The 25,018-nt window shown below is 44.1% G+C and carries 12 protein-coding genes; 10 read left to right on the top strand and 2 right to left on the bottom strand.

Annotated elements, in window-relative coordinates:
- Positions 1-21: 21 nt before the first annotated feature.
- Together LS482_RS07270 and LS482_RS07265 are read right to left on the bottom strand one after the other, a co-directional pair.
- Positions 22-4,017 (bottom strand): hybrid sensor histidine kinase/response regulator transcription factor, encoded by a 3,996-nt coding sequence (locus LS482_RS07270; protein ID WP_233031113.1) that lies wholly within the window; start codon positions 4,015-4,017, stop codon positions 22-24.
- A gap of 52 nt (positions 4,018-4,069) precedes the next feature.
- Positions 4,070-6,934: a TIM-barrel domain-containing protein gene (locus tag LS482_RS07265; RefSeq protein ID WP_233031112.1), complete on the bottom strand. Its 2,865-nt coding sequence runs from the start codon at positions 6,932-6,934 to the stop codon at positions 4,070-4,072.
- Positions 6,935-8,085: 1,151 nt separating this feature from the next.
- Here LS482_RS07265 and LS482_RS07260 point away from each other — a divergent pair.
- From LS482_RS07260 to LS482_RS07215, 10 genes are all read left to right on the top strand, one after another.
- Entirely contained in the window at positions 8,086-9,468 is a 1,383-nt protein-coding gene (locus LS482_RS07260) for a tetratricopeptide repeat protein (RefSeq protein WP_233031111.1), read from the top strand.
- A gap of 554 nt (positions 9,469-10,022) precedes the next feature.
- Entirely contained in the window at positions 10,023-13,139 is a 3,117-nt protein-coding gene (locus tag LS482_RS07255) for a SusC/RagA family TonB-linked outer membrane protein (RefSeq protein ID WP_233031110.1), read from the top strand.
- A 4-nt stretch (positions 13,140-13,143) separates the two neighbouring features.
- A complete protein-coding gene (locus LS482_RS07250; RefSeq protein ID WP_233031109.1) occupies positions 13,144-14,574 on the top strand; it encodes a RagB/SusD family nutrient uptake outer membrane protein in 1,431 nt (476 codons plus the stop codon).
- 129 nt (positions 14,575-14,703) lie between these two features.
- Entirely contained in the window at positions 14,704-15,369 is a 666-nt protein-coding gene (locus LS482_RS07245) for a hypothetical protein (RefSeq protein WP_233031108.1), read from the top strand.
- Between the two features lie 4 nt (positions 15,370-15,373).
- Entirely contained in the window at positions 15,374-16,045 is a 672-nt protein-coding gene (locus tag LS482_RS07240; RefSeq protein WP_233031107.1) for a hypothetical protein, read from the top strand.
- Between the two features lie 5 nt (positions 16,046-16,050).
- The gene (locus LS482_RS07235; protein WP_233031106.1) at positions 16,051-17,592 is read left to right on the top strand and encodes a zinc-dependent metalloprotease; all 1,542 of its coding nucleotides are present in this window, start codon (positions 16,051-16,053) and stop codon (positions 17,590-17,592) included.
- A 104-nt stretch (positions 17,593-17,696) separates the two neighbouring features.
- On the top strand, positions 17,697-19,268 hold the full coding sequence (locus LS482_RS07230; RefSeq protein ID WP_233031105.1) for a sulfatase: 1,572 nt from the start codon (positions 17,697-17,699) through the stop codon (positions 19,266-19,268).
- 11 nt (positions 19,269-19,279) lie between these two features.
- A complete protein-coding gene (locus LS482_RS07225; RefSeq protein ID WP_233031104.1) occupies positions 19,280-20,992 on the top strand; it encodes a discoidin domain-containing protein in 1,713 nt (570 codons plus the stop codon).
- Between the two features lie 74 nt (positions 20,993-21,066).
- On the top strand, positions 21,067-22,641 hold the full coding sequence (locus LS482_RS07220; protein WP_233031103.1) for a sulfatase: 1,575 nt from the start codon (positions 21,067-21,069) through the stop codon (positions 22,639-22,641).
- Between the two features lie 159 nt (positions 22,642-22,800).
- On the top strand, positions 22,801-24,993 hold the full coding sequence (locus LS482_RS07215; protein WP_233031102.1) for a S9 family peptidase: 2,193 nt from the start codon (positions 22,801-22,803) through the stop codon (positions 24,991-24,993).
- Positions 24,994-25,018: the final 25 nt, after the last annotated feature.

The following is a 25,018-nucleotide window of genomic DNA, read 5'->3' as shown; positions in this document are numbered from 1 at the left end:
ACAACTTAAACATTCTTCACGTTATTTTATGCTGCGCAGGTATTCCGAAGGTGAGATACCGAATTCATTTTTGAAGTTGATGGTAAACCGTTTTGGCGAATTAAAGCCCACACTATAAGCCACTTCTGCAATTTGCATCTGGCTTTTTTCCAGAAGTTGCCGGCCTCGTTTCAGGCGGATGGTGCGGATAAACTCAGCCGGTCCTTTTCCGGTGATGCTCATCAGCTTTTTATATAAATGGCTCCTGCTGAGCCCGACCTCGCTGCCCAGTTCCTCCACGGAAAATTCCGGGTCAGCGATATGTTCTTCCACCACTTTAATGGCCTTTTCTATCAGTTGCTGGTCCAGGGGGGTGATGGTAATTTCGCCGGGAGAGACATCGATCTTTTGACTGAATGAAAGATGGCACTTTTCCGTCCACTCCAGGAATTTGCGGATGCGCAATTTCAGCAGGTTAAAATTGAAAGGTTTGGTCAGGTAATCATCGGCTCCCACTTCCAGCCCTTTTATTTCATATTCTTCGGCTGTACGGGCGGTGAGCAGGATCACGGGAATATGAGACCATTGTATGTTTGTCTTGATGCGGTTGCAAAGCTCTATTCCGTCCATAAGGGGCATCATCACATCACTTACCACTACGTTAATGTCGTGTTTTTCCAGCTGTGCTAATGCTTCCCGGCCGTTATTAGCAAGCAGTACGGTATATTCGTCAGACAGGCTGTCTTCCATAAATTCGCATAGATCCTTATTATCGTCAACGAACAGCAATACCGGACATCCGGGCATGCCTTGCATGTCTTCTACCTGTTCCGCAATATCATCCACAGAGACTTCTTCGGGACTCAGTTCTTCCGTCTCCCCGGTTTCGGTTACCGGCAGTGTAAACGTGAACGTACTGCCCTGCGGTATGTTGTCCTTTACGGCAATGGTGCCCCCGTGCATACGTACATATTCGCTTACGATATGAAGGCCGATACCGCTGCCTGTCTTTTCCTGTAGTTGCGGCCCCTGGTAAAACCGTTCAAAAATGTGTTTTTTATGGGTATCCCCAATACCCGGGCCGGAGTCCGTAACATCGACGCATACATGGTCTTCTTCCCAGTACACACGGACATCGATCTCGCCTCCTTCCTGTGTGAATTTGAAGGCGTTGGAAAGCAGGTTCAGCATTATCTTCTGCACTTTATCCGGATCGAACTGCATGGAAAGTTTTTTTAGTTCCCCGGAAAAGGAAAAATTGATATGACGATCAACGGCATACGCATGGAAGGGCGCACATACTTCTTCCATAAAAACCACGAAATTACCTTGCCGCAAGTGCAGGGATTCGGCGTCTGTGTCGAGTTTACGGAAATCGAGCAAAGAATTGATCAGTGTCAGTAATTGTTCTGCATTCTTGTTTATCGTGTTCAGTTTTTTGCGTAAACCCACTTCCAGTTCCTGGTTCAATATGGCCTGTAACGGGGTGGTGATAAGTGTAAGCGGGGTGCGAAGATCGTGACTTATGTTTGTAAAGAACCTGAGTTTCATTTCATTGAGACTGGCTTCCTGCTTGCGCCTCAATTGTATTCTTTGCTGTTCGAATTTGCGGCGATGATGTTTCCTGATCCGATAAACAATGAACGAGATAAGACCGATAGCCAATACGGCATACAGAGCGATTGCCCATCCCGACAGGTAAAAGGGCGGGGTAACCGTTATATTCAGCACAGAAGCCTCACCATTCCATACACCATCACTGTTGCCGGCTTTGACAAGGAGCCTGTAACTGCCGGGGGCCAGGGAGGAAAACATAATTTTATGGTCTTGTGTGTAGAGCCACTGTGTGTCAAATCCTTCCAGTTTATAAGCATATTTCACCTTGTCGGCGTGCAGCAGGTCGCCGGTGGTGAATTGTATGGTGATCTGCTTGTCGTTATGCCGGAACGTCAGTGAGTCCGTCTGTTCCATCGGGTGTTTCAACAGCTTATTTCCTTTATAGAGCGAATCTACTTTAACACTGCTGTTCCCCACGCTCAGCCCTGTAAAGATCACTTGGGCAGGAGATCTGTTTTTTTCCGCCATTTTGTTCGGGTTCACAACGGTTAGTCCTTCAACTCCTCCCAAAAGAATATCTCCGTTACGGAGTTTATAAATAGCATTATTATTAAAATGATTGTCCTTGAACCCGTCTCTGGAAGAGAAATTCCTATAGCTGATCTTCATCACATCCCGGCTATCACGTTCGGCGGAGAGAATGGACAGGCCATTACTTGTGGTCACCCATATATTCCTGTGATCATCTTCAATAATACCCTGGATGAGATTATCGGTAAGACCTGTGTCTTTATCCATGAAGTAGAGTGTATCCTTCTTCAGATCCCATAATGTCAGCCCTTCCAGATGCCCCAGCCAGATGTTGTCTTTCGAATCTTTATATACGCTGGATATCAGCATTTTATTGAAATGCTGTGTTCCCCGCTTGTTTCCCGTATGGACGACATGGCCGCCGGTGGTAATATCGACTACATAGAGCCCGTAGACCGTACCGATGTACAGCTTGTCCCCGTTGTCGTAATACATGTCCATAGGGTGTTTCGTCTGTTCGCACACCGTGGAGAGGGCATTCATGTTCTCTTCTTCATTACGGAGGCATTGTATCCCTCCACCAAGGGTCCCTATCCATAAATTCCCATATCGATCTTCCTGCAAATTCCAGATGTCGTCGGAGACCAGTGCGCTGTTGTCTTTGGTGAAGTGACTGAACTTTCCGTTCTCATAGCAAAAAAGGCCATCTATATAGGTCCCGATCCATATCCGTCCTTTACGGTCTTCCAGTAAAGAAACGATAACATCACTTTGCAAGGGTAGTTTCCTGATCTTATTTTCTTTTGTTTTCTCTTTCAGGAATAACCCGTTTCCGTCTGTACCCAGCCAGGTATTGCCTTGCCGGTCTTCTAATATGACGCTGACATTCCTGCAATCCGGATGTTCTTCATTTACGATGTTACGAAAGCTATGGTGATAATACGAAATGCCTTTCTTGTTGTGGCCTATCCATATAATTCCGTTATCATCTTTATACAGGCAGGCAATATTATCGGATGCGATCGAAGAATTTATTGCCGGGTCTTCCGATAGATTGGTAAGTGCTCCGGTAGCCCGGTCATATATGAACAATCCGTCGTGGTCGGTGCCTATCCAGATACGGCCGTTCTCATCGTCCAGCATATTTAATATTTTATTGCGCCTGGCCCCGCTAACGGAACTCAACAACAATTTCTCCCAATCCGAGTCCGGGCTTTTCCGGTAGTAGATCAGGTCGGTTTTACCGGACAACAGCCATAACCCGCCATGGCTATCGGCGTATATTTTGTTATATAATCCGGGGGTTGCGATATGCTGTAATTCAAGTACCCGCTGTCTGCCGGTGTGTTTATCCATCTGCCACAAAAATCCCGGCTTCAACATGCCATACAAGGTATTCCCGTTATCGCTTAACTCGACGGTGACCACTTCATCCACCCGTATTTTGATGTTAAAGACCTTCAGGGCTTCTTTACGGGTATCGTACAGGTATACTTTTTGTCCGCTCATCACCCACAGGTCCTTTTCCCTGTCTACGTAAACTTTATAATTGCGGTCTACGGAAATACCCAGATCCTGCAAAAACCCGGGGACATCCGTAATGAAATTGTCCTTGTCGCGGTTATACACCATATAAGTGAAGCTCCTGACCCAGATATTGCCCAGACCGTCTTCCTGTAGTCCCCAAATGTTATTTGCAGACATCGTACCGGGCTCCCCGGGTCTTGCGGTGTAGGTTTTAAATCCATAGCCATCATAACGGTTCAATCCTGACGCCGTTCCTACCCATAAAAACCCGTAACTATCCTTTAAAACAGCACCGACATGACTATTGGAAAGCCCGTCTCCTGTGGTGAGGTGATGGAATATGTAAGGAGATTGCCCTGTGGTCCGAATGGTAGCCATCAGCCCCATCACAAGTATGCCTAATATTTTGATAAATGCTCTCATCTCCTTGCCTCATTGAAAACCAGGGCCGCCTAAGATATAAAAAATGTAACAATTACAATTCTATGATCTGTTGTTTCCCGTCATAATTTACCTGCTTGCCCTGATCGGTGTATTGAAATGACCTGGGGTCTTCCCTGCTCACCGGAACAATGATAAATTTCCTTTCCCTGAGCATCCCGTCAAATGCTCCTTTTCGTTCTCCTATGGTAAGCGTCCCCTCGGTGTCATTATAATTAAAAGAGATGGTTGAATAATTCACTTTTTCGTAATTGTAGTTTACCCCTTCGTCTTCGTATAGTGTAAAGCTGCCGTTTTGTCCCCGGTAAACATATAGAACAATGGTTTCTGCCGGTTTCTCATCACTATACTGTATATCCGGACCTATGGGGATGATGGCACCTTCACGGATATACAGGGGGATACGTTCATAGGGGGCATCCACTTTTAACTGCTGTCCGCCCGTTACGGATTGTCCGGTGTAGAAATCATACCAGTTTGTTCCATCGGGAAAATAAACTTCCCGGCTTCGTGCCTGGTATTGATAAACGGGGCATACCATAAATGCGGGGCCGAACATAAACTGGTCGCTTATATTTTCTACCTTTTTGTCATCCCCGAAATCCATGACCAGGGGCCGCATCATGGTGTAATCGTCAAAATAGGTCATTCCGGACAGGGTATAGATATAGGGCATTAACCGGTAGCGCAGATCGGTATAGTACAGTATGGCGTCGTATGCAGGATGCCCTTCGGGAGCAATATGCCAGGGTTCGCGATACGGGAACTGCCCGTGTGCCCGGTATAAGGGTGCAAAGGCACCGAACTGATACCACCGGGCATTGAGTTCGCGCCATTCCTTCAGGTCGGCATTTTCCTTTCCGCTTCTGTCGTATTCCAGTTGTGCCCCGACATACCTGCTCTCCACACAAAAGCCCCCGATATCCATGGTCCAATAGGGAATACCACTCATGGCAAAATTAAGCCCGGCAGAGATCTGGGCTTTCATATCTTCCCAGCGGGTGGCAATATCACCGCTCCATGTGGCCGTGGAATATCGCTGTAACCCGGCAAAGCCGGAACGGGTTAGTAAAAACACGCGTTTATCGGGGTCTACACTGCGTTGCCCTTCATAAATCGCTTCTGCATTCATCAGTGCATAAGCGTTAAAATATTCTGTGGAAGAGCCCAGGGCCGTAGGGCCAGAAAGTGCTTTGCGGTATTCCATATCCGTACAGTCGAGTATATTCGGTTCGCTGGCATCCATCCACCACGCATCTATGCCCAGTGGGTAGTAATGTTCGTATATCTGGTTCCAGAACAGCTTCCGGGCACCGGGAGCATAGGCATCGTAGAATGAGCCTACGTACCCGGGTCCCACCCAGTCCCGGATGCTGTCTTTCACGGCCTGCCGGTACATCCAGCCTTTACTGTCAAACTCCTTGTAGTGCTCGGTGGTCGCATAAAACTTGGGCCACACGGAGATCATCATTTTCCCGTGCATGGCATGGATGGAATCTACCATGGCCTTCGGGTCCGGGAAGCGGCTTTTATCAAATTCATGACTTCCCCAGGCGTCTTCGGGCCAGTGGTTCCAGTCGAGGACAATATTGTCGATCGGAATTTTACGGTCCCGGAATTCTTTAAGTGTACCCAATATTTCGTCCTGGGTCTTGTATCTTTCCCGGCTCTGCCAGAAGCCCATGGCCCATTTGGGCATGATCCGGGATTTTCCGGTCAGGGTCCGGTAGCCCCCGATGATCTCGTCCATGGATTCGCCGTATACAAAGTAGTAATCTATTTTCTTGTTCATCTCGCTCCACCATATCTGGCTGTCCTGTTCTTCTTCTTCCAGCGGCGGTTGCACCCTCAGACCAAAATACGATTTTCCCCCGTCGGGTTTCCACTCGATGCGTAAGGGGACCTTTTTACCGGATTCCAGATCAAAAGTAAATTTATAGCTGTTCGGGTTCCAGGCGGTCCGCCAGCGTTCGGGCACCACCAATTCGTCGTTCAGGTAAACCTTGACATAACCGGCATAATACAGGATAAACCGGTAGGTGCCGTCATGCTGTGCTTCAATAGTGCCTTCGTAGGTTACATCGGCTTCTTTTAAGGGGAAATTTTCAGGTAAATTCCTTATGGTCTTTATATCTTCAAAATAGAGGGACTCTTCTTTGCGTTCCAATCGTGGTCTTTCCGGGGCCGGGGATACGTAGGTGCCTGTTAACCCGCCCTGTTGCCCTTCTTTGTCATATAATGTAAATGTTTCATTCAATTGCCTGTACTCCCGGCTGTCGCCAAAACGGCTTAAGGAATAGCTGTCCCACAGGAGGCCGTAGTTCTTGTTGGAAATAATGAAAGGTACGGAAACCTTGGTGTTGTACTGGAAAAGTTCTTCACTCTTACCCTTATAATTGAACTCATCGGACTGGTGCTGCCCCAGGCCATAAAAGGCTTCGTCGTCGGGAGATTCGAACAGCTGCCTTATCGAGTAGCCTTTTGTATCACCTGCTTCAATAGGCGTAAATAACCTGCCCCCGCCTTGCTTTTCGGCCAGTATTACCTTGCCGGCTTTATCTTTGAACCGTATGCCGCCATCCGATTTGGATACTGTTGCTTTCAGCTTTGCCGTGCTCAGGGTGATGGAATCACCGATATCCTCTATGGAGAAGGGAACTGTCTGAAGTCCCGGAACAATGATCAGGCTGGAATCCCGGGGAAATTCTTTTTCGGGGGTAGCGGAAACATGGATCAGTTCGTCTCCCAACACCTGCAAACGAACCTTTCGGGTCCCGGTTTCCTGTTGTTGTTTTAGATTGATAATGACACCATCATCGGTCTTTTGATAGGGAGACTCGGCACATGCCGCAAAGATCAACAGTACCAATAAATTCAATAGTTTTTTTAGGTTTTTCATCTGGTATCGGAAAAGGAGTTCAATACAATATTCAGGCTTCAAATCTCTGATAAAAAAATACGTTCAGAGGGTTCTTATGTTTCCAAAGGAGGGGTGTTATGAATTTCATAAACTAAGGGTGGCTTACATCTAACTAACATTATAGTTGAGGAGAAAACGTAAAAAAATAGAATATCACCTTAACGAGAATGTAGTTTGTTTTAGGTGATCCGACTCTTTCCAAGCCTCAAAATGGAATGAATCAAGTAGTCAAATCAACCAAGATCTGCAAATCCTCTAAAAACCGGTTCGAGATTCGTATCGTTGGGTCCAACCCGACTGGACAAGTCCAAATTTTTAGGATTTGTCCAGTTTTTTTTGCGTAAATGTTTGTAAATTAATAAGATAATAGCTAAAGCTTCATTGACTCGGGAGGTTCGATATTGCGAACCGTCAAAAATCAATCTTCCAGAAAACATCGAACCGATAATTCTTCATTTTAAGGGTTCGATATTCATGCTTTGAGTTCGATACTGACAAAAATAGAAAGTATCTTAATGGGAGAGGAGATGTTTAATTTTATGTATTTTGTATAGCTATTACATGGGATAATCCAAGTCATAATATGTTTGATCTAATTTATGTTGAATAAAATTTAATCACTAGTTTTTTTGATAATCAACACCTTATTGAGGTGTGGGTCAAGATATATCAAGACTATCGAGGAAGATTAAAAAGGGAATAAGGTGTTCGAGTCGTCATCTCCACCGAAAACCCTTGTGAACCCTGTGTTTGCAAGGTTTTTTTTAGATGACAATTTCGTTGACAATTCAAGGATCAATCTCAAAAGGGAAACTTACAACAAGCGAAAAACTCACAACCTTTGATCCTGATCCGTCACAAGTGTGTTGTCGTTGATTTTTCTTTCTCCCCGTTTGTTTAAATGGGATTATGGCTGAGTAACACATCCCGGAGACTGTCATTATGTACGATATTAACATTTCCCAAAATGAGTGCACATATGCATTACATCGGATTTTCTTGTTTATGGGCAAAAAGACACCTGTTGTTATCAAATAAATACCTATTTTGGAGGAAAGCTATTTCTCTGAAATATGTTGAAGAATTACCGATATATAATTTTTATTTCCTTATTCTTTCAGAGTTACATTTTGAACGCTCAGGATTATTCTTCTAAAGAAATTGACAGCCTGATACAAAGTGGAAGCCGGAATTTTAAGGTGCAGGGGAGGTATGATAAAGTTATTAAATGGAATATCCGGTTTATTGAAATTTCAAAAAAGCAAAACTATACCGAAGGAGAAATACTGGGCTACATCAATGTTGGAAATGCTCTTTGGATCATTGGAAAATATGAGGAAAGCATTGAATTTTTAAATATAGCCGAAACCAAATCGAAAAAGATCAATAATCCGTTTTTAAGAGGGAAAATCTATCAGGAATACGCACAGACTTACAATAGTATGGGGTTGTATCACCAGGCTTTGAAAAACAATACCATAGCCTTGAAATATATTAAAAACATACGAGATGCCACCCGAAAAAGAAAGGTTCTGTCATACATGTACGGGAGCAGAAGCGTTTTTTTGCGTAACCTAAATCTTCCGGACTCGTCTCTTGTCTATCTTTACAAATCTGTAAAAATAAGGCCTAAACCCGTCAATCTCTCCAATCTGGCCGATCATTATCTGTACTATGCGGAAGAAAGAGACCTGGATTCAACAGCATATTACCTGAAAAGAGCGTTCTCCATAGTAGAGAATGACAATGCAACCATTTATGAAAAAGCAGTCGTGAACCAGGTATTCGGCAGTTACTGTTCGGAAATTAAAGATTACGAAACAGCTATTGTCCATTATAATAAGGCGCTGGAGTTTGCAAAAGCTATTAATGTACCCTATGTGTATATAAATACTTATGAATCATTGATCGGTATATATGGCATTTTACAAAACAAGAAAATGGAACTCTTGTACAGACAGAAACACAAGGTTTTTAACGACAGTATACACAAATTAAAAAATAACGCTATTAATGCTTCTCTTAACATATTGCTGGAACAAAAGGAAAGGGAACATGTATCGTCTCATAAAAGGCTCTACAACATCCTCGGATTGATAACATTCTCCCTTATTCTCATACTTACCGTATTGTTTTTTAGAAACCGGAGAAAAAATGAGTTAATAGTAAATAGGGAAAGAGAAAATGTATTACTGAAAAAGAAAATGAACCAGGCCTTTGATGAGGTGGTAAAGTTAGCAAAGAACAACGATCCCGCATTTACCAGAAAGTTTCAGGAAGTATACCTCGAATTTTCAGAAAAACTGTTAAAGATAAAGCCGGCCCTGACTCCCTCGGAATTTACTTTATGTGCCTACATCTGGTTAAATTTTTCTTCAAAAGAAATTGCAAGATATACTTTCGTCACCCACAAAACAGTTCAGGTAAAAAAATACAGGCTCCGAAAAAAGCTCAGTATACCGACCCATGTAGATCTATATTGCTTTTTTAAGACTTTAAATGATGGCAACTAAGATTTAGGGCTTTAGGGCTCTTCCCATCTTATAAGTTGGTCAGAATCTTCAATCTTCATTTTCGCCCTGTCCCATATTCCCCTTCTTAATAAAACTTACTTACATTCGTGCCCGAACCTTTTATCGCACCGCACAATAGTATCACTATATGCTTTTTTTTATCAATTCTTTTCTGACCCTATTACCTACATTAGCCGTACCACAATACGCAAACCAACTGACACTATGAGAACAAACCGGAATTTTCATTGTCTTCGCCCTTTTATGTATAATACAATTATCCTATGCCCGGGTAACAAATATCACCCGGAGGCCCCGGATGGATTTTGATGGTAATTACAGTATTAGAGCATGTTTAAACGGAATTGATCCCGGTAAGAATATCGGGGCTGTCGGCAGGTATTTTTTAAACAAGGTCTTAATTCCAGGTTATTCTATATGATATTCAGTGTGTTATGTGGTTATGCGCGGGAATCGGTTTTTTGGATTAACTGTTGCAAATCCATGCGAGCTTGTTCAGGAATAAATCTTTTATTAATTCAAACACATTACTTATGACGGTAAAAATTACAAGGGTCTTATTGTTTTTTAGCCTCTTACTGACACAAACTGTCAGTGCTCAACAGCGAACAATTAGTGGAGTGGTAAAAGATGCTGACGGTTTGATACTCCCCGGGGTAAATATTGTTGTTAGCGGAACGGGTAGAGGAGTTCAAACAGATTTTGACGGAATGTATACTATTCGTGCGGCAACAGGAGATGTTTTGGTGTTCTCCTATGTGGGTATGCAGAAGCAAAGTATTACCGTAGGAACTTCAAATCAGCTTGATGTTATGATGCAGCCCGGAAATGAGCTGGATGAAGTTATAGTTGTTGCTTATGGCAATCAGACTAAAAAATCATTAGTGGGTTCTGTTTCTTCTCTCGATTCTGAAAATATAGAGGCACAGCAATTGACTTCAGTAACACAGGCTCTTCAAGGTACTGTACCCGGGGTAAATGTCATTACTTCCGGAGGGCAGCCGGGAAGTAATCCCACGATAAGGATACGCGGTATTTCTTCAATTAATGCAAATGCCGGCCCATTATATGTGGTAGATGGAGTTCCCTTTAACGGAAACCTGAATTCCATAAGTCCTGACCAGATAGAGTCTATGAACGTTTTAAAAGATGCCTCTTCTACGGCACTATACGGTTCCAGAGGTGCTAACGGGGTGATTTTAATCACTACAAAAAGAGGGAAATTCAACTCGAATCTGCAGGTAACCGCTACGGCGGTAACCGGGTTCTCTTCCCCGGCAGTTGATTTACACGAAGCAGAAGGTGCCGAAAGTTATCTGCGCCATTTCTGGGAAGCCAGACGTAATACATTTCAATACGTAGACGGGCAATCTGCAGAACAGGCCGGTCAAAATGCGGCTAACGGTATCATAGCTGATTTGGGTTACAATCCCTATAATGTGGCACAACCCATCGATGCTGAAGGTAATATTGTTCCGGGAGCGGAACTGCTTTGGGATACTGACTGGAAGGATGCATTGCTGAATAAAACGTCATTGCGTAATGAGTATACATTGGGAATAGGCGGAGGGAGTAACAAGTCCAAATACTTCGTGTCCATCAATTATCTGAATCAGGAAGGAGCTATGAGAAATTCGGATTTTGAACGTATATCTACCCGTGTTAACCTTGACAGCAAATTAAAGGACTGGTTGACTCTTGGGCTTAATACTGCAATAACAACTTCAAAATCCAATAACCCGACTCAGTCCGGGAATGCCATGGGCAATCCGATAGGGTGGTCTTACAATGTTGCTTCCGTTTTTCCGATTTACAGAAGAGATGCTACAGGGGCTTATGTATTGGATGCCACAGGTGCCAAAATCTATGACTATGGTAATAATGGCAATGATTTAAACGGTTCAAGGCCGATTAATGGAAATTATAACGCTGTAGGCATGTTGTTTGACGATAAGCATATTGATAAGAACACCACCATCATTGCAAATGGTTTCATCGATGTAAAGTTTACGGATTTTTTAGCATTTAAAACGAATATAGCATATCAGCATTTTCTTTATAACGGCTATAGTTATTCAAACCCGTATGGCGGTTTCGGTAGAGATTTGGGCGGACGAGTAATTCAGAACAGAAACATTACAACGACACTTAATGTTAATAACAATTTATCATTCAATAAAACATTTGGCGATCATACCATTAATGCCAATGCTATTTTTGAGACCTACCAATATAAGTTCGACCCTTTAGGAGCAACAGGTACAGATTTTTTAGCAAATATTTCCGTGCTTAACGGAGCTGCAACTCCAACGAATGTCAGCGGGTATGTTGGTGAGGAACGATTGACTTCATATTTGGGCAGGATAGGTTATAACTACAGGGATAAATATTTTATCGAAGGCTCATTCCGCCGGGATGGTTCTACAAAATTTGCAACAAATCAAAGATGGGGTAATTTTTATTCTATTGGCGGGTCCTGGATTATATCTGATGAAAATTTCCTGAAGGACAGTGGCGCCGTTAATTTGTTAAAATTAAGGGCATCTTACGGAGAGCTGGGCAATAACAGTGGTTTTGGTCTTTTTCCTTACCTGCAGGGGTATAACACGGGAGTTAGTAATTTAGAAAACAAAGGTGTGCTCCTCGGAGGGATTACAGACCCCGATCTTACATGGGAAACCACGGCTATTACAGACATAGGTCTGGATTTCGGATTTCTCGACAACAGGCTGCAGGGCACCATAGGTTATTTCAATAAAGAATCTATAGACTTAATTTTCGCCAAACCTTTACCCGGATCTACAGGGAACACAAGTATCACCACAAATATTGGTTCTCTCAGAAATTATGGGATAGAGTTCAATTTGGATGCCGATATAATCAGAGCCGATAAATTAACCTGGTCTGCCGGGATTAACTTCACCCGGGTTAACAATGAAGTTACGGAACTTACTCAGGAATCGGTTATCAGAGGAAATAAAAGATTGGAAGTGGGAAGGTCGATTTTTGACTTCTATATCCGGGAATGGGCCGGTGTAGACCCGGAAGACGGTTATGGTATGTGGTATCAGGATGTTTTGGACGATAACGGAGAGCCAACCGGTGAACGGGTGACAACTAAAACTTTTAGTGATGCCGGCAGATATTACTCAGGGTCTTCCCTGCCGGACGTTACAGGCGGTTTTAATACCAGCTTAAAATTCGGGAATTTTGATTTCAATACACTATTCATTTTTTCTTACGGAGGGCAGATATACGATTCCAATTATGCGGGACTTAGCGCAGGTTATAAGGCTGTGGGTAACCCCAATGGTGTAAATATAGCTGCCGATAGGTGGCAGCAGCCGGGAGATATTACAGATGTTCCGTTGTATTTAACGGCGTCTAACCAATTTAACGGTGCGTCGACCAGGTTCCTGTTTGATAACGACTACATTAGAATGAGAGCGATAACATTAGGATACTCCCTACCGGAATCTACGTTAAATACCATTTTCATAAACAATGTCAGGTTTTATTTACGCGGAGATAACTTGTTTACCTGGCAGAGCCACAAGGGTATAGACCCGGAGCAGGATTTAGCCGGATCAACAAATTTTAGATCCCCACAGTTAAAAACAATAAGCATTGGTGTTAACCTTAAATTTTAAACGGATGAAAAAGTTGTCAACTTTCAGAATATATACGTTTGTCATATTAATAACCTTGACAGGTTGTTCTACAGATTTTTTAGACGAACCCCAGCCCACACAACAAGTTTCCGAAGGAGTAGTATTTGGTTCCACAGACGGGGTAGAGGCATTTATATCCGGTATTATACGGGAAGGTAGAGGGCGTTTTGCAGGGCAGGCAAATTCAAATATTGCGTCCTTTTATACGTCGAGAATTTGGAAAGGGGATGACATGATGTTTTTAGGCACCGGATTTTGGAGAATAGATTATGATTATACCGGCAGAACGGCTGATAATTACAGGCCGAGGTTTATTTGGAACTTCTGTTATCATATGATTAACCAAATTAATAACCTTATTAACGGTGTTGAAGCTTTCGACGCTTTGTCCGATAGTGAAAAAGCTTATTATTCCGCTAAGGGAAAAGCCTTACGGGGGTATTATTATTTTCAACTGGCCCTGGAGTTTTCAAAAGCCTACTCGGTCGATCCTTCCTTTCCCGCAGGCCCGATCTATACAGCACTTACTACAGAAGGAAAATCAATGCGTACTTGTGCAGAAATGTATGAATTAATTGTCGACGATTTAACCTTTGCCGTCGATAATTTAACTTCAGATCGCCTGGGTAAATCGTATGTCAATAAACAGGTAGCCGCAGGTATTCTGGCCAGGGTGTACTTAACTATGGAAAACTGGTCCGGAGCAGAAGAGATGGCTAACCTGGCCTATAATAACGATTTGGCGGGCTCTTTTGCACCCGAACTTTATGGTGACGGGTTTATTGACATTAACAATCCGGAATGGATATGGGGGTACGACCAAACCCCCGATCAATGGGTTTCGGCACATACTCCGGCTGCGTGGACAGACATCCTGGGTTCGGGTTTAGCCCCCTATAAGGTAGGATACATGAATGTAAACTTTACAAATTTATTTTCTGCTACCGATGTGCGTAATCTTTTTGTAATCAATAATACAAATGTCAATAATGTGAGGCATATGACTACTACAAAATTCCTGTTCGATAAAGAGAACCTCGATTATCCAATTCTGAGAAAACCGGAAATGGTACTGACCGAAGCAGAGGCCAAATTCAGGCAAGGCGATGAAGACGGGGCTCACGACTTATTGTTTTATGTTCAGCAAAACAGGGACCCCGACGCCGTAAAATCGACTAATACGGGTTCTGACCTGGAAGAGGAGATCCTGTTAGAAAGGCGAAAAGAACTCTATGGAGAAATCGGTGTAGAATGGTTTGATGCCAAACGTCTGCAAAGAGGGATTACCAGAACATCAAATCACCTGATTGCACTTACTATAGTGCCCAACGATATACAGTTTGTTATGCAGGTTCCGGAGAGCGAGACCGATGCAAATGAAAATATCGACGCGTCTGTTAATGACAACCGTTAATCGGATTCTCCTGTCTATGCTTCATACGCAGCATGTCTTATGTCATAGATCCTGAAGTCATAAGCCGGATCACACCGCAAAAATAAAAGTTTAAATCGGCTCACCATTAAAAGACAAAACAAAACCATTATGAAAAAAATACTTATAACATCGGGAATACTTTTATTCATGGCCAATATGTCCAATGCCCAATGGGATACCAACGCCAATGGCGATGTATATGCATTAACAAATGTAGGGATCGGGACGTCTGATCCGGAAAACGCCCTTCACATCGATAAAGGGGAATTAAAGATCTCCCATGACGCTAATGCCCCTACCATACGGCTGTATGACTCAGCCGACGGCGATCAATTTGTCTTGCGGCATCACAGAAACGGTGACAGGTTTGAGCTCAGGTCAGACGCCGGCACCTTGCTATCCATTACCAAAGAAGGGTTGGTGGGCATAGGTTCTCAAAACCCCGATTCCAAACTGACCGTAAACGGACGTGTACATGCCAGTGCCGTAAAACTTAGCTTGAATATTCCTGCAGACTATGTCTTTCAAAAGTATTATACTGGGGAATCTGACCTGCTGCCCGAATATACAATGCCTTCCCTGAAAGAAGTGGAAAAATTTGTAAAAGAGAACCACCACCTGCCGGGTGTCCCTTCTGCCAAGGAACTACAGGAAAAAGGGATGGACCTGGCGCAAATGAACAATGTGCTTCTCCGGAAAATAGAAGAACTCACCCTGTATATTATAGAACAGGAAGAATTGATCCAACAAATAATGAACGAAGAAAAGCAATAATGCCATGAAACATCTTATATATCTGTTTTCTTCGATTTTTATCTTCCTGCAGGGAGGAATATACGCTCAGGGCTGGCAGACAAATGCCGGGGGTGACCTGTACGTAACCGGAACAAAAGCGGGAATAGGGACATCCGGTCCGGAGCAGTCCCTCCATATCGATAAAGGGGAATTAAAGATCTCCCATGACACTAATGCCCCTACCATTCGACTGTATGACTCAGCCGACGACGATCAATTTACCTTGCGGCATCACAGAACCGGTGACAGGTTTGAGATCAACTCGGGCGCCGGCAACCTGCTATCCGTTGCCAAAGAAGGATTGGTGGGCATAGGTTCTCAAAACCCCGACTCCGAACTCACCGTAAATGGTGAAATCCGTGCTGTTGCCTTTAAAGTAAGCAATGAGATCCCGGCCGATTATGTTTTCCAGAAATACTATACGGGAAAGTCAGAATTACTCCCCGGGTATAGAATGCCACCTTTAAAAGAAGTGGAAGCTTTTATAAAAGCTAAGCATCATTTACCGGGAATCCCTTCTGCCGAAGCTATTAAGAAAAATGGTCTCGATGCGGGGAAAATGACCAACCGGCTCTTACAGAAAGTAGAAGAACTGACCCTTTACCTGATCGGGCAGCGTAAAAAACTGGAACGTATTCAACAACATAAACAGTAGAAAGCATGGATCACAATATAAACAAAAAGAAAGTGGCCAGTAAGTCTTTTCGTAAGATAGTTATAATCACTACAGTTATTGGATTGATTGTTCTGACTACTTTCGGACTTTCTACGGATCAACGGAAAAAAGAAGACGCAAGTCCTTCGGCTCAGGAATATTCAGAAGTTTTGGGCGATGATGTTATGGACTGTTCCTTTGCCCAGGTATGTGGTGACGGATATACCCCTACACCGGTAGAATACAATGACAACACCTCAAGTGGCATCTATCAAAATAACCCTTTTGCAGAAGACTATTACAGTACGTCTTCAGAAAAAATTGTAGAACTATACGTAGTTGCAGACAATTCTGTGTATAATAATTTTAATGACGAAACAGCAACGAGGGACTATATTGAAAACGTCCTCATTAAGCAGGTTGCGGACATCTACGCTTCAGAAAAAGTGAACATCAGCATAGGAGGGATGGATGTTTGGGACACTCCTGATCCCTTTACGGGGAATAAGGTGAGTGAAATGTTACAAAGCTTTACCAGTTACCTGGAGAATAACAACCCCGATTATAATGGCAATATAGCCGTTTTACTGACATCAAGAAAAAATGCAGGGGTAGCCAGCAGGGCCGGAAGTGGCATATGTAAACGGCTAAATGGAAGTAATCGCCCCAAATATGAAAGAGCTTTGGTTGCGGGAGGTGTTGACCCTGATGACACCGTGAGATTACCGGACTGGTCTAACGGAGTCCATATATTGGCCCATGAACTGGGACACAGTTTGGGTTCTCCTCATACGCAAGGCTGCTTTTGGAACGGAAATAATACAGCCATAGACGGCTGCAAGGAAACGGAAGCACTAAATAATGATCCCTGCTCAAGGCCACCGGTTCCCGAATATAATAAAGGGACGATAATGAGTTACTGCAAAATTACCAAATGCAGTGATGTGGGTGTTAATTTTAGCCTCGCCTTAGGGCCGCAGCCGGGAAATCATATAAGAAAAACCGTAGCTTTTTCCGGTAGCAACTGTAGTTTGCCTGATACAGAGGTCAATGATTATTCCATAACCATAGACCATCCCCTAAACAGCTATGATGTAAACAGCGAAAATGTATATAGGGCATCTCAGAATATCGATGTAACCTCGACAGTCGATGGCAACGCCTATGTTACGATAAGCGCCGGAGAGGTGAATTTTGGCCCGGGCTTTGAAATGACGGCCGATAAGGGGAAACTTCACGCTTATATAGGTAATTACCAATTAGCTTCTTCCGGTCCGGTGATGGCAGAAATCATTCCCTCCACAACCGAAAAGCGATTACACAATCCTCACCTTTATCCCAATCCTGCCAATAACCTCCTGTATTTCAATGCGGAAAAGCAGATTTTCGAGTGGCATATTATCAACTCAAGCGGGCAACAGCTTACAGCACTTTCCGGAGATCCCGAAAATGGTGTTTCTGTATCGGCCCTGCCCCGGGGCATTTACTTTTTTATCGCCCGGTTTGAGGATGGCAGCAGCACGACTGAAAAATTTATTAAACGATGAATAGTTATTTAAAAGTATTCGTGAATTCGTGGCAAAAAGGTGTGTATACGAATATTTAAGAATAAACAAAATTATACTGGTATCACCATTTTAATATAACTGCTATGAGAACGACTATTTTTTGTATTGCGTATTCCCTGTTTTTAACAGGGTGCCAGTCACCGGCAACTAAAAAGGACGAACCGCCAAAGGGGCCGAATATACTGCTCTTATCGATAGATGACCTAAGACCGGAACTCGGGTGTTATGGGAACGAGGAAATAAGAACCCCGAACATCGATGCCCTGGCTTCCGTTTCCATGACCATGCTGAACACGCATTGCCAGTCGGCGGTCTGCGCCCCCTCCAGGGCAAGTACCATGCTGGGCTACAGGCCCGATTCTACCCGGGTCTGGTATTTGGGGGACGAGTTCAGAAAGATTGACCCGGATGCGGTGACCATGCCCCAGTACTTTCATAAGGCAGGATACCACACAGTGAACATAGGGAAGATCTTCCACAATTTTATGCCCGACTCCATCTCGTGGGATGAGCCCGATCTGCGGCCTTACCCCTATAATACGGAACCTCATCGCTACAGGGATGGCGAAACGTATTGGTATACGGCGGAGTCTAAAGCCATACAGGAAGCGACGAGAAACAAACTACTGGAAAAGGTCGATAGCCCGCATGAACTCTATGCCGATGGATGGAACCGCGGTCCGGCCATGGAGATCGCAGACCTCCCCGATTCGATCTATTATGATGACAAACAAACTACCCTGGCCCTGGAAACGCTGAAAAGGATAAAAGATAAAAAACAACCTTTTTTTATGGGACTCGGATATTACAGGCCCCACCTTCCCTTTGTAGTTCCCAAAAAATACTGGGACCTGTACCCGGAAGGATCCGTTTCTTCCCCTCCCAATCCGAAGCTACCCGAAAACGTCCCGGTGATGGCTGCCGACTCCAACTACGAACTGCGGTTTTACCATAACCCGCACAAAATCGGCAGGCCCGAAGATGCTCCCTTGCCGGAACAATATACCGATAGCCTCCGAAGGGGATATTATGCCAGTGTTTCTTTTATCGATGCACAGGTAGGCCGGTTGATAGAAGGGTTGAAAGCTATGGACCTTTACGATAATACTATTATTGTGCTCTGGGGTGACCACGGATGGAAACTGGGAGATCATAACGGTTGGGGAAAACAGACCAACTTCCGCATCGATACCCACACCCCCCTGATTATAAAACCATCGAATCAAAAGCAGGGAAAAAAAATAACAGCCTTGTCCGAGCTTGTCGACATCTTCCCCACAGTATGTGATCTGGCGGAAGTGGAAAAGGCCGGGTATTTCCAGGGGACCAGTCTCGCTCCCCTGTTTGAAAATCCCGACCTCCCCTGGAAAGATGCTGTTTTCAGCCAGTTTAGAAGAAGGTCACGGATGTCTAAGGACGGACAGGAATACATGGGCTATTCCATGCAGACCGGGAGATATCATTATGTAGAGTGGTATACCTGGGATAATGAAACCAAAACAAGGGGGGATTTTGCAGCGGCAGAACTTTACGACCACAAAACAGACCTGTATGAGACCGAAAATATTGCAGGATACCCGGAAAATACAGCATTAGTAGAAAAGCTTTCCGAAAAATTGGCAGAAGGCTGGAGAGCTGCCCGACCCACATTATAAAAACCGGAATTATGAAAACCATCAAGATGAATGTTATCAAAAAAGTTTCAGGGCTGCTTATGGCATTTTGTATTTCTGCAAACTTTGTTTCCTGCTCCTCTGATCTGGTTGAAGAGGAAACCGTAATGGAAAAGCCCGATGAAGAACCGGATGACAATACCTACCCCGACGAAGTCTTTACCGCGAACAGGCCCGATCAGGAACCGCTCAATGTGGTGTATTTTATACCTACCGACTTTGTAAATGTTTATGAATCAAAAGAAAGTACGATTCAGTCTAATTTGAGTGAAGCCATGCTTTTTGCCCAGGAATGGTATAAAAAGCAAATGGAATTAGGAGGGTATCCGGATAAAACCTTTGCATTATTTACCAGGAACTCAAATACCGATGTACGCGTGATCCCTGTTTACGGAAATAAGGCCAGCGATGAATATGCGAATAACAATGAGGTAAGAACTGAGGTCAGGACCTACCTTGAAAGTATACCGGATGAGGCAGGCGGAGCGCACACTCTTATATTATGTGATGATGGTACAGGTTTTCAGAATAATGCAAATGGCAGAATGGCGGTTGCCAGATCACCTGATGATTTTACGATGGTAAACACGGGGAAAACAATAGATGGCCTACAGCTATTAACCTCGGTAAAATACGGTACGCTACTTCATGAACTGGGCCATGCACTAAACGCCCCGCACGTTGCGCACCAGGCTTCAGAAAGTCCTTATCTGAGTATTATGGGAGGAGGCGGAGCTAACAGATGGGATACCGGAGGCCGGGAAGACGAAGTGAAATTTCTCGCTTCGAGCTTAGCCATATTCGATGTTTGCGCAGTTTTTAATAAAACCGATAATGGTATTGATTACTATGCGGAGGAACCGGATGTAAAGATGGTCTCTTACGCCGTTGAAAAAGATAATAGCATTCAGGCGACCAAAGCAACTTTTACCTTCACGTCAGATATTCCCGCAAAATATCTTTATGTCGGTATGGATGCAGAACCGACAGCTACAAACTCTGACTATGATAAAGTTGCATTTACAACAACGGCAATGCCTACCGGAAATACAAATGAATATAAGGCCGAACTTGAGATGCCGTATTCAGAATTTTTTAACGGCTTTGATCGGGATGGAATTAAAACAGACAATAACATCGAGTTTTCTGTAAACATACTTACCGAAAACGGTTTCAGAGAAATTCCGCTTACGTATAATTTTACTATTTCTTCAGCCAACAGTCCGGAGCCGGATAATAATATCAATAAAGAAACTGTTGTGCTTTCAGACCGCTCAACATGGTCGATCACTGCAAATACTACAACACATGGCCAACCAATTGCCCAGGGAGCCGAGACTATGCTGGATGGAGACTTCAGTACCTTCTGGTTTTCAGACTGGCCCACGCAATCTGCTTCAGATACGCCGCATATCATAAATGTGGATATGGGAGAGGAAAACACCTTTAACGGTATTTATATGCACTCTCTCAGAACGCCCAACCCGCAATTCAGGCCCAAGCATGTTCTTGTTGAACTGAGCAGTGATAATATCGTGTTTACCACTGCCGCAGATTATACGGAACCCATAAATAATACGGATGTAAAGGTACTGTTTGACAATGAGCAGACGGCGCGCTATATCAGGATTACCGTAGATGAGGTCTACACGGGTAATGGCGTAGAAAATTTAACTATTAACGAGCTTGATATCATTGTCGATTAATTGCAATTGGCAAAGCGTTCCACGACAAAAATTGTAGAACGCTTTCAGTGATAAATAAACCTAAAATAAAGAATATGAAAACAGGTAAACTCCGGGTATTTCTACTTGTTGGCCTTTTGGCCCTGAGTTCTTGCAGGGAAGATAAAAGTAAAGAGCCCCGATTAAGAGATACGGCAGAAATACAAAGGCCCAACATACTGTTTATCCCCATTGATGACCTGAGGCCCGAACTGGGATGTTACGGCAATAATGTTGTTAAGACCCCCAATATAGACAAACTTGCATCCCATGGCGTGGTCTTTAACCGCGCATACTGTCAACAAGCTGTCTGTACCCCTTCGCGTACCAGCTTATTAACAGGCCTCAGGCCCGATTCGACCCGGGTATGGGACCTGGGGACCAATTTCAGGGATCACATGCCGGACCTGGTGACATTACCGCAATTTTTTAAGAATAACGGGTATTATACGGTAGGTTTCGGAAAAACCTTCCACAACATATTCCCCGATACGATATCCTGGAATGAAAAATTACATGTCGATGGCTTTCCATTCGATCCCGATGCGGTTTATACTGACCCGGACAACCTGATTATCCAAAAGGAAAAAGAACTTCGGCTTTTAAAAAACGGAAAGGCCGGATTTGACCACTACGGCTTTATTTATACTAAGGCAAAAGCCTTTGAAACGGCGGATGTAGACGATGATGACTATTATGACGGCGCCCAGACCACGATGGCCATCAAAAAGCTGGGAGAACTAAAAGACAGAAAGCAACCGTTCTTTTTGTCCATCGGGTTTTATAAGCCCCACCTCCCTCTTAACGCTCCGGAAAAATACTGGGACCTATACAACAGCGAAGACATTCCCCTGGCCCCTAATCCATACGTTCCCAAAGGCAGCCCCCTTTTTGCTGTACACGGCGATGCGGAATTACGGGCATATACAGGTAGTCATGATCTGCCGAAACCACAAGACGAACCCTGGGAGGAGAGACGGCAGCGGGAAATAAAGCATGCCTATTACGCCTGCGTATCCTATATAGATACACAGGTGGGAAGGTTACTGGAGGAACTGGACCGCCTGGGGCTCAGGGAAAATACCATTGTTGTCCTATGGGGAGATCACGGATGGAAACTCGGAGAACACAACAGTTGGGCAAAAATGTCCAATTACGAAATAGACACCCGAGTTCCCCTCATTATCAGTGGAAAAGGAGTGAAGGAAAAAGGAAAAACATCAAATTCCCTGACCGAATTCGTAGACGTCTATCCCACTCTTTGCGATCTTGCCGGATTTGAAGTCCCGGAATATTTACAGGGTAAAAGCCTCAACCCCCTGTTAAAGGATGTGAATACGGAAATAAAAGATGCCGCCTACAGTCAATTCCTGCTCGGAAGGTTCGGCCCTGCCGAATACAGAAAACAGGAAAGAATGGGATATACCGTCCGAACGGACCGCTACCGGTATATGGAGTGGTACCATTGGGATAAAAACACAAAATCAAAAGGAGAACTCATTGCTAAAGAGCTCTTCGACCATGAAAATGACCCCCGGGAAAATATCAATATAGCCAAAGACCCTGCAAACAAGGCATTAATAGCGCAAATGCACCGGGAATTGAGTAAGGGGTTTGATTTAAAGGATTAAAAAATGAGCAAACCAATGGTCTAACTTAAAAAGACAGCCCGCAGATGATGCAGATAGGCGCAGATTTTTAGTGCTTTCTGCGGGGATCTGCATCATCTGCGGGAAAAATATCAAATCCAAAAAAATCAAACGAGTTCAACTATAATTTTCAGAAACCAAATGAGACCTGTAAAAAAAATATTATTGATCGTGTCCGGACTGCTAAGCACAATATCCGGGGCACAAGAGGTAAAACTCAACATTGAGAATATCACAAACGGCAGCTTTATAGCCAAAAAGGCCGACTACAGTTCGTGGACAAACGAAAACCGGTACGTCCACCTGGACAATGAAACGGGAAGACTTGTCGGTTACGTTGCCGGCACAAAAGAACAAAAGATACTGGTCTCAGTTGCCGGACTGATAGGTAAAAACAAAAAGGGAAAAATAAGGAATTACACTTTTTCGGAAGATGGATCCGCAGTGATCGTCAGCCTGAATACCGAAGGTAAAACACGTATCTTTCTCGTAGACTTAACAGGCAATACAAATACGGAGCTGCTCCTTGATAAGACTCTGGGAATCCCCAGGAATCTAAAGTTGTCCCCGGACAATAAGATGGTCTCATTTGTGTGTAAATCAGATATATACGCATATGATGTCCGCAATAAAAAAACAATCCGGTTGACAACCGACGGAAGCGATGAAATTATCAACTCCAATGCTTCTTTCCGGTTTGCATCCATCCTCAGCTCCCGCGACCATTACTGGAGTCCGGACAGCAAGTATGTAGCTTTCAACCAGTTCGATACAAAGGAGGTTCCCACCTACAAGATCATCAACAATACGGATTCCCTCTATCCTTTTGTCAAGGAATTTCAATACATCAAACCCGGAAAAACACTCCCGGCCGTAAAACCCGGAATCGTAGAAGTCGCTACTCAAAAGGTCACCTGGCCGGATATAGGTGAGGACTACAGAAATTCTTATATAACCAATCTCAAGTGGAACCCCAAATCCAATAAGCTGTATATACAAAAGCTAAACCGCAATCAAAACGTCATGGACATTTTTGTCGCGGAAGCAGGCAGCCGGAATACCGAAAAGATTTATACCGAACAAGAAGATACCTTTCTGGATGCTTTTGACCTGGTCTGGCTCAACGGCGGTTCCGATTTTCTGTGGATGAGTGAAAATGACGGCTGGAGACACCTGTACAAGATCACTTCGGACGGCAAACAAAAAACGTGTATCACCCCGGGAGAATTCGATGTGTTCAATAAAACACAGGTCAGGGCAGCCCCCAAAAGCAAATGGGTGTACTTCCACGCTTCCCCGGAAAACAGCCTGCACCTGTATCTGTTCAGGGCCAGCCTGGACGGAAAAGGAAAGATCGAAAGAATTACACCCGAAAAAGAAACAGGGACCCATAAATACGATATTTCACCGGATGGCAAATGGGCTTTCCAGAATTTTTCACGCTTTGATATCCCTACCCGGACAAGGCTGGTAAAATTACCCGCCCACAAGGTGGTTAAAACGATGGAGGACAATGCAGCGCTGAGCAGTAAGATCGAAGCGATCCACCCTTCTCCGGTCACGTACTCCGAAATACAGATTGAAGATGATGTGGCATTGGATTCGTGGATGATAAAGCCGCCGAACTTTGATGCTTCAAAAAAATACCCCGTTGTTTTCCACGTATACAGCATGCCCGCAAACCAGACTACGGCCGACCTTTGGAAAGGCCGGAATTATTTCTTTTACCAGTTCTTGGCTAAGAACGGGTTTATCGTCATGGGGATTGACGGCCGCGGGACACCGGTCCTCAAAGGAAAAAAGTGGCGAAAATCGATTTACCTCAAACACGGTATACTGCCCGCCGATGATATTGCAAAAGCAACAAAAGCAATGGCGGCACAACACCCCTATATCAATGCCGAAAAGATCGGGGCCTACGGATGGAGTGGCGGCGGCCTTATGAGCCTCTTACTGGTATTGCGGCACCCGGATGTTTTCAATACCGCCATACCGGGCGCCTACCTGTCCCACCACAAGTACTATCACGCCGGCTTTACGGAAAGGTATATGGGCACACCGCAGCAAAATCCCGAAGCCTATGAAGAAACCGCAGCCCTTAATTATGTAAAAAACCTCAAGGGCAATCTTTTACTGGTACACGGTACGGGAGATGACAATGTACACTATCAGAATACCGAAGCCCTTATCAACAAACTCACGGAGGAAAAGAAGGTATTTTCAGTAGTTCCCTATCCTAACCGGACTCATCGTATCAGGTCGGTCAAAGGAAGTCAATACCATCTGTTTAAAACATACTTAAACTTTTTCAGTCAACACTTACTCGGGGAATAGGTAAGAACTTGTTTATACCGAATTC

Origin of the sequence: Sinomicrobium kalidii, from assembly GCF_021183825.1 — a bacterium.
GTDB classification, from domain to species: domain Bacteria; phylum Bacteroidota; class Bacteroidia; order Flavobacteriales; family Flavobacteriaceae; genus Sinomicrobium; species Sinomicrobium kalidii.
The sequence above is the reverse complement of the archived record's forward strand: the minus strand, read 5'-3'. Positions and strand labels throughout refer to the sequence as shown.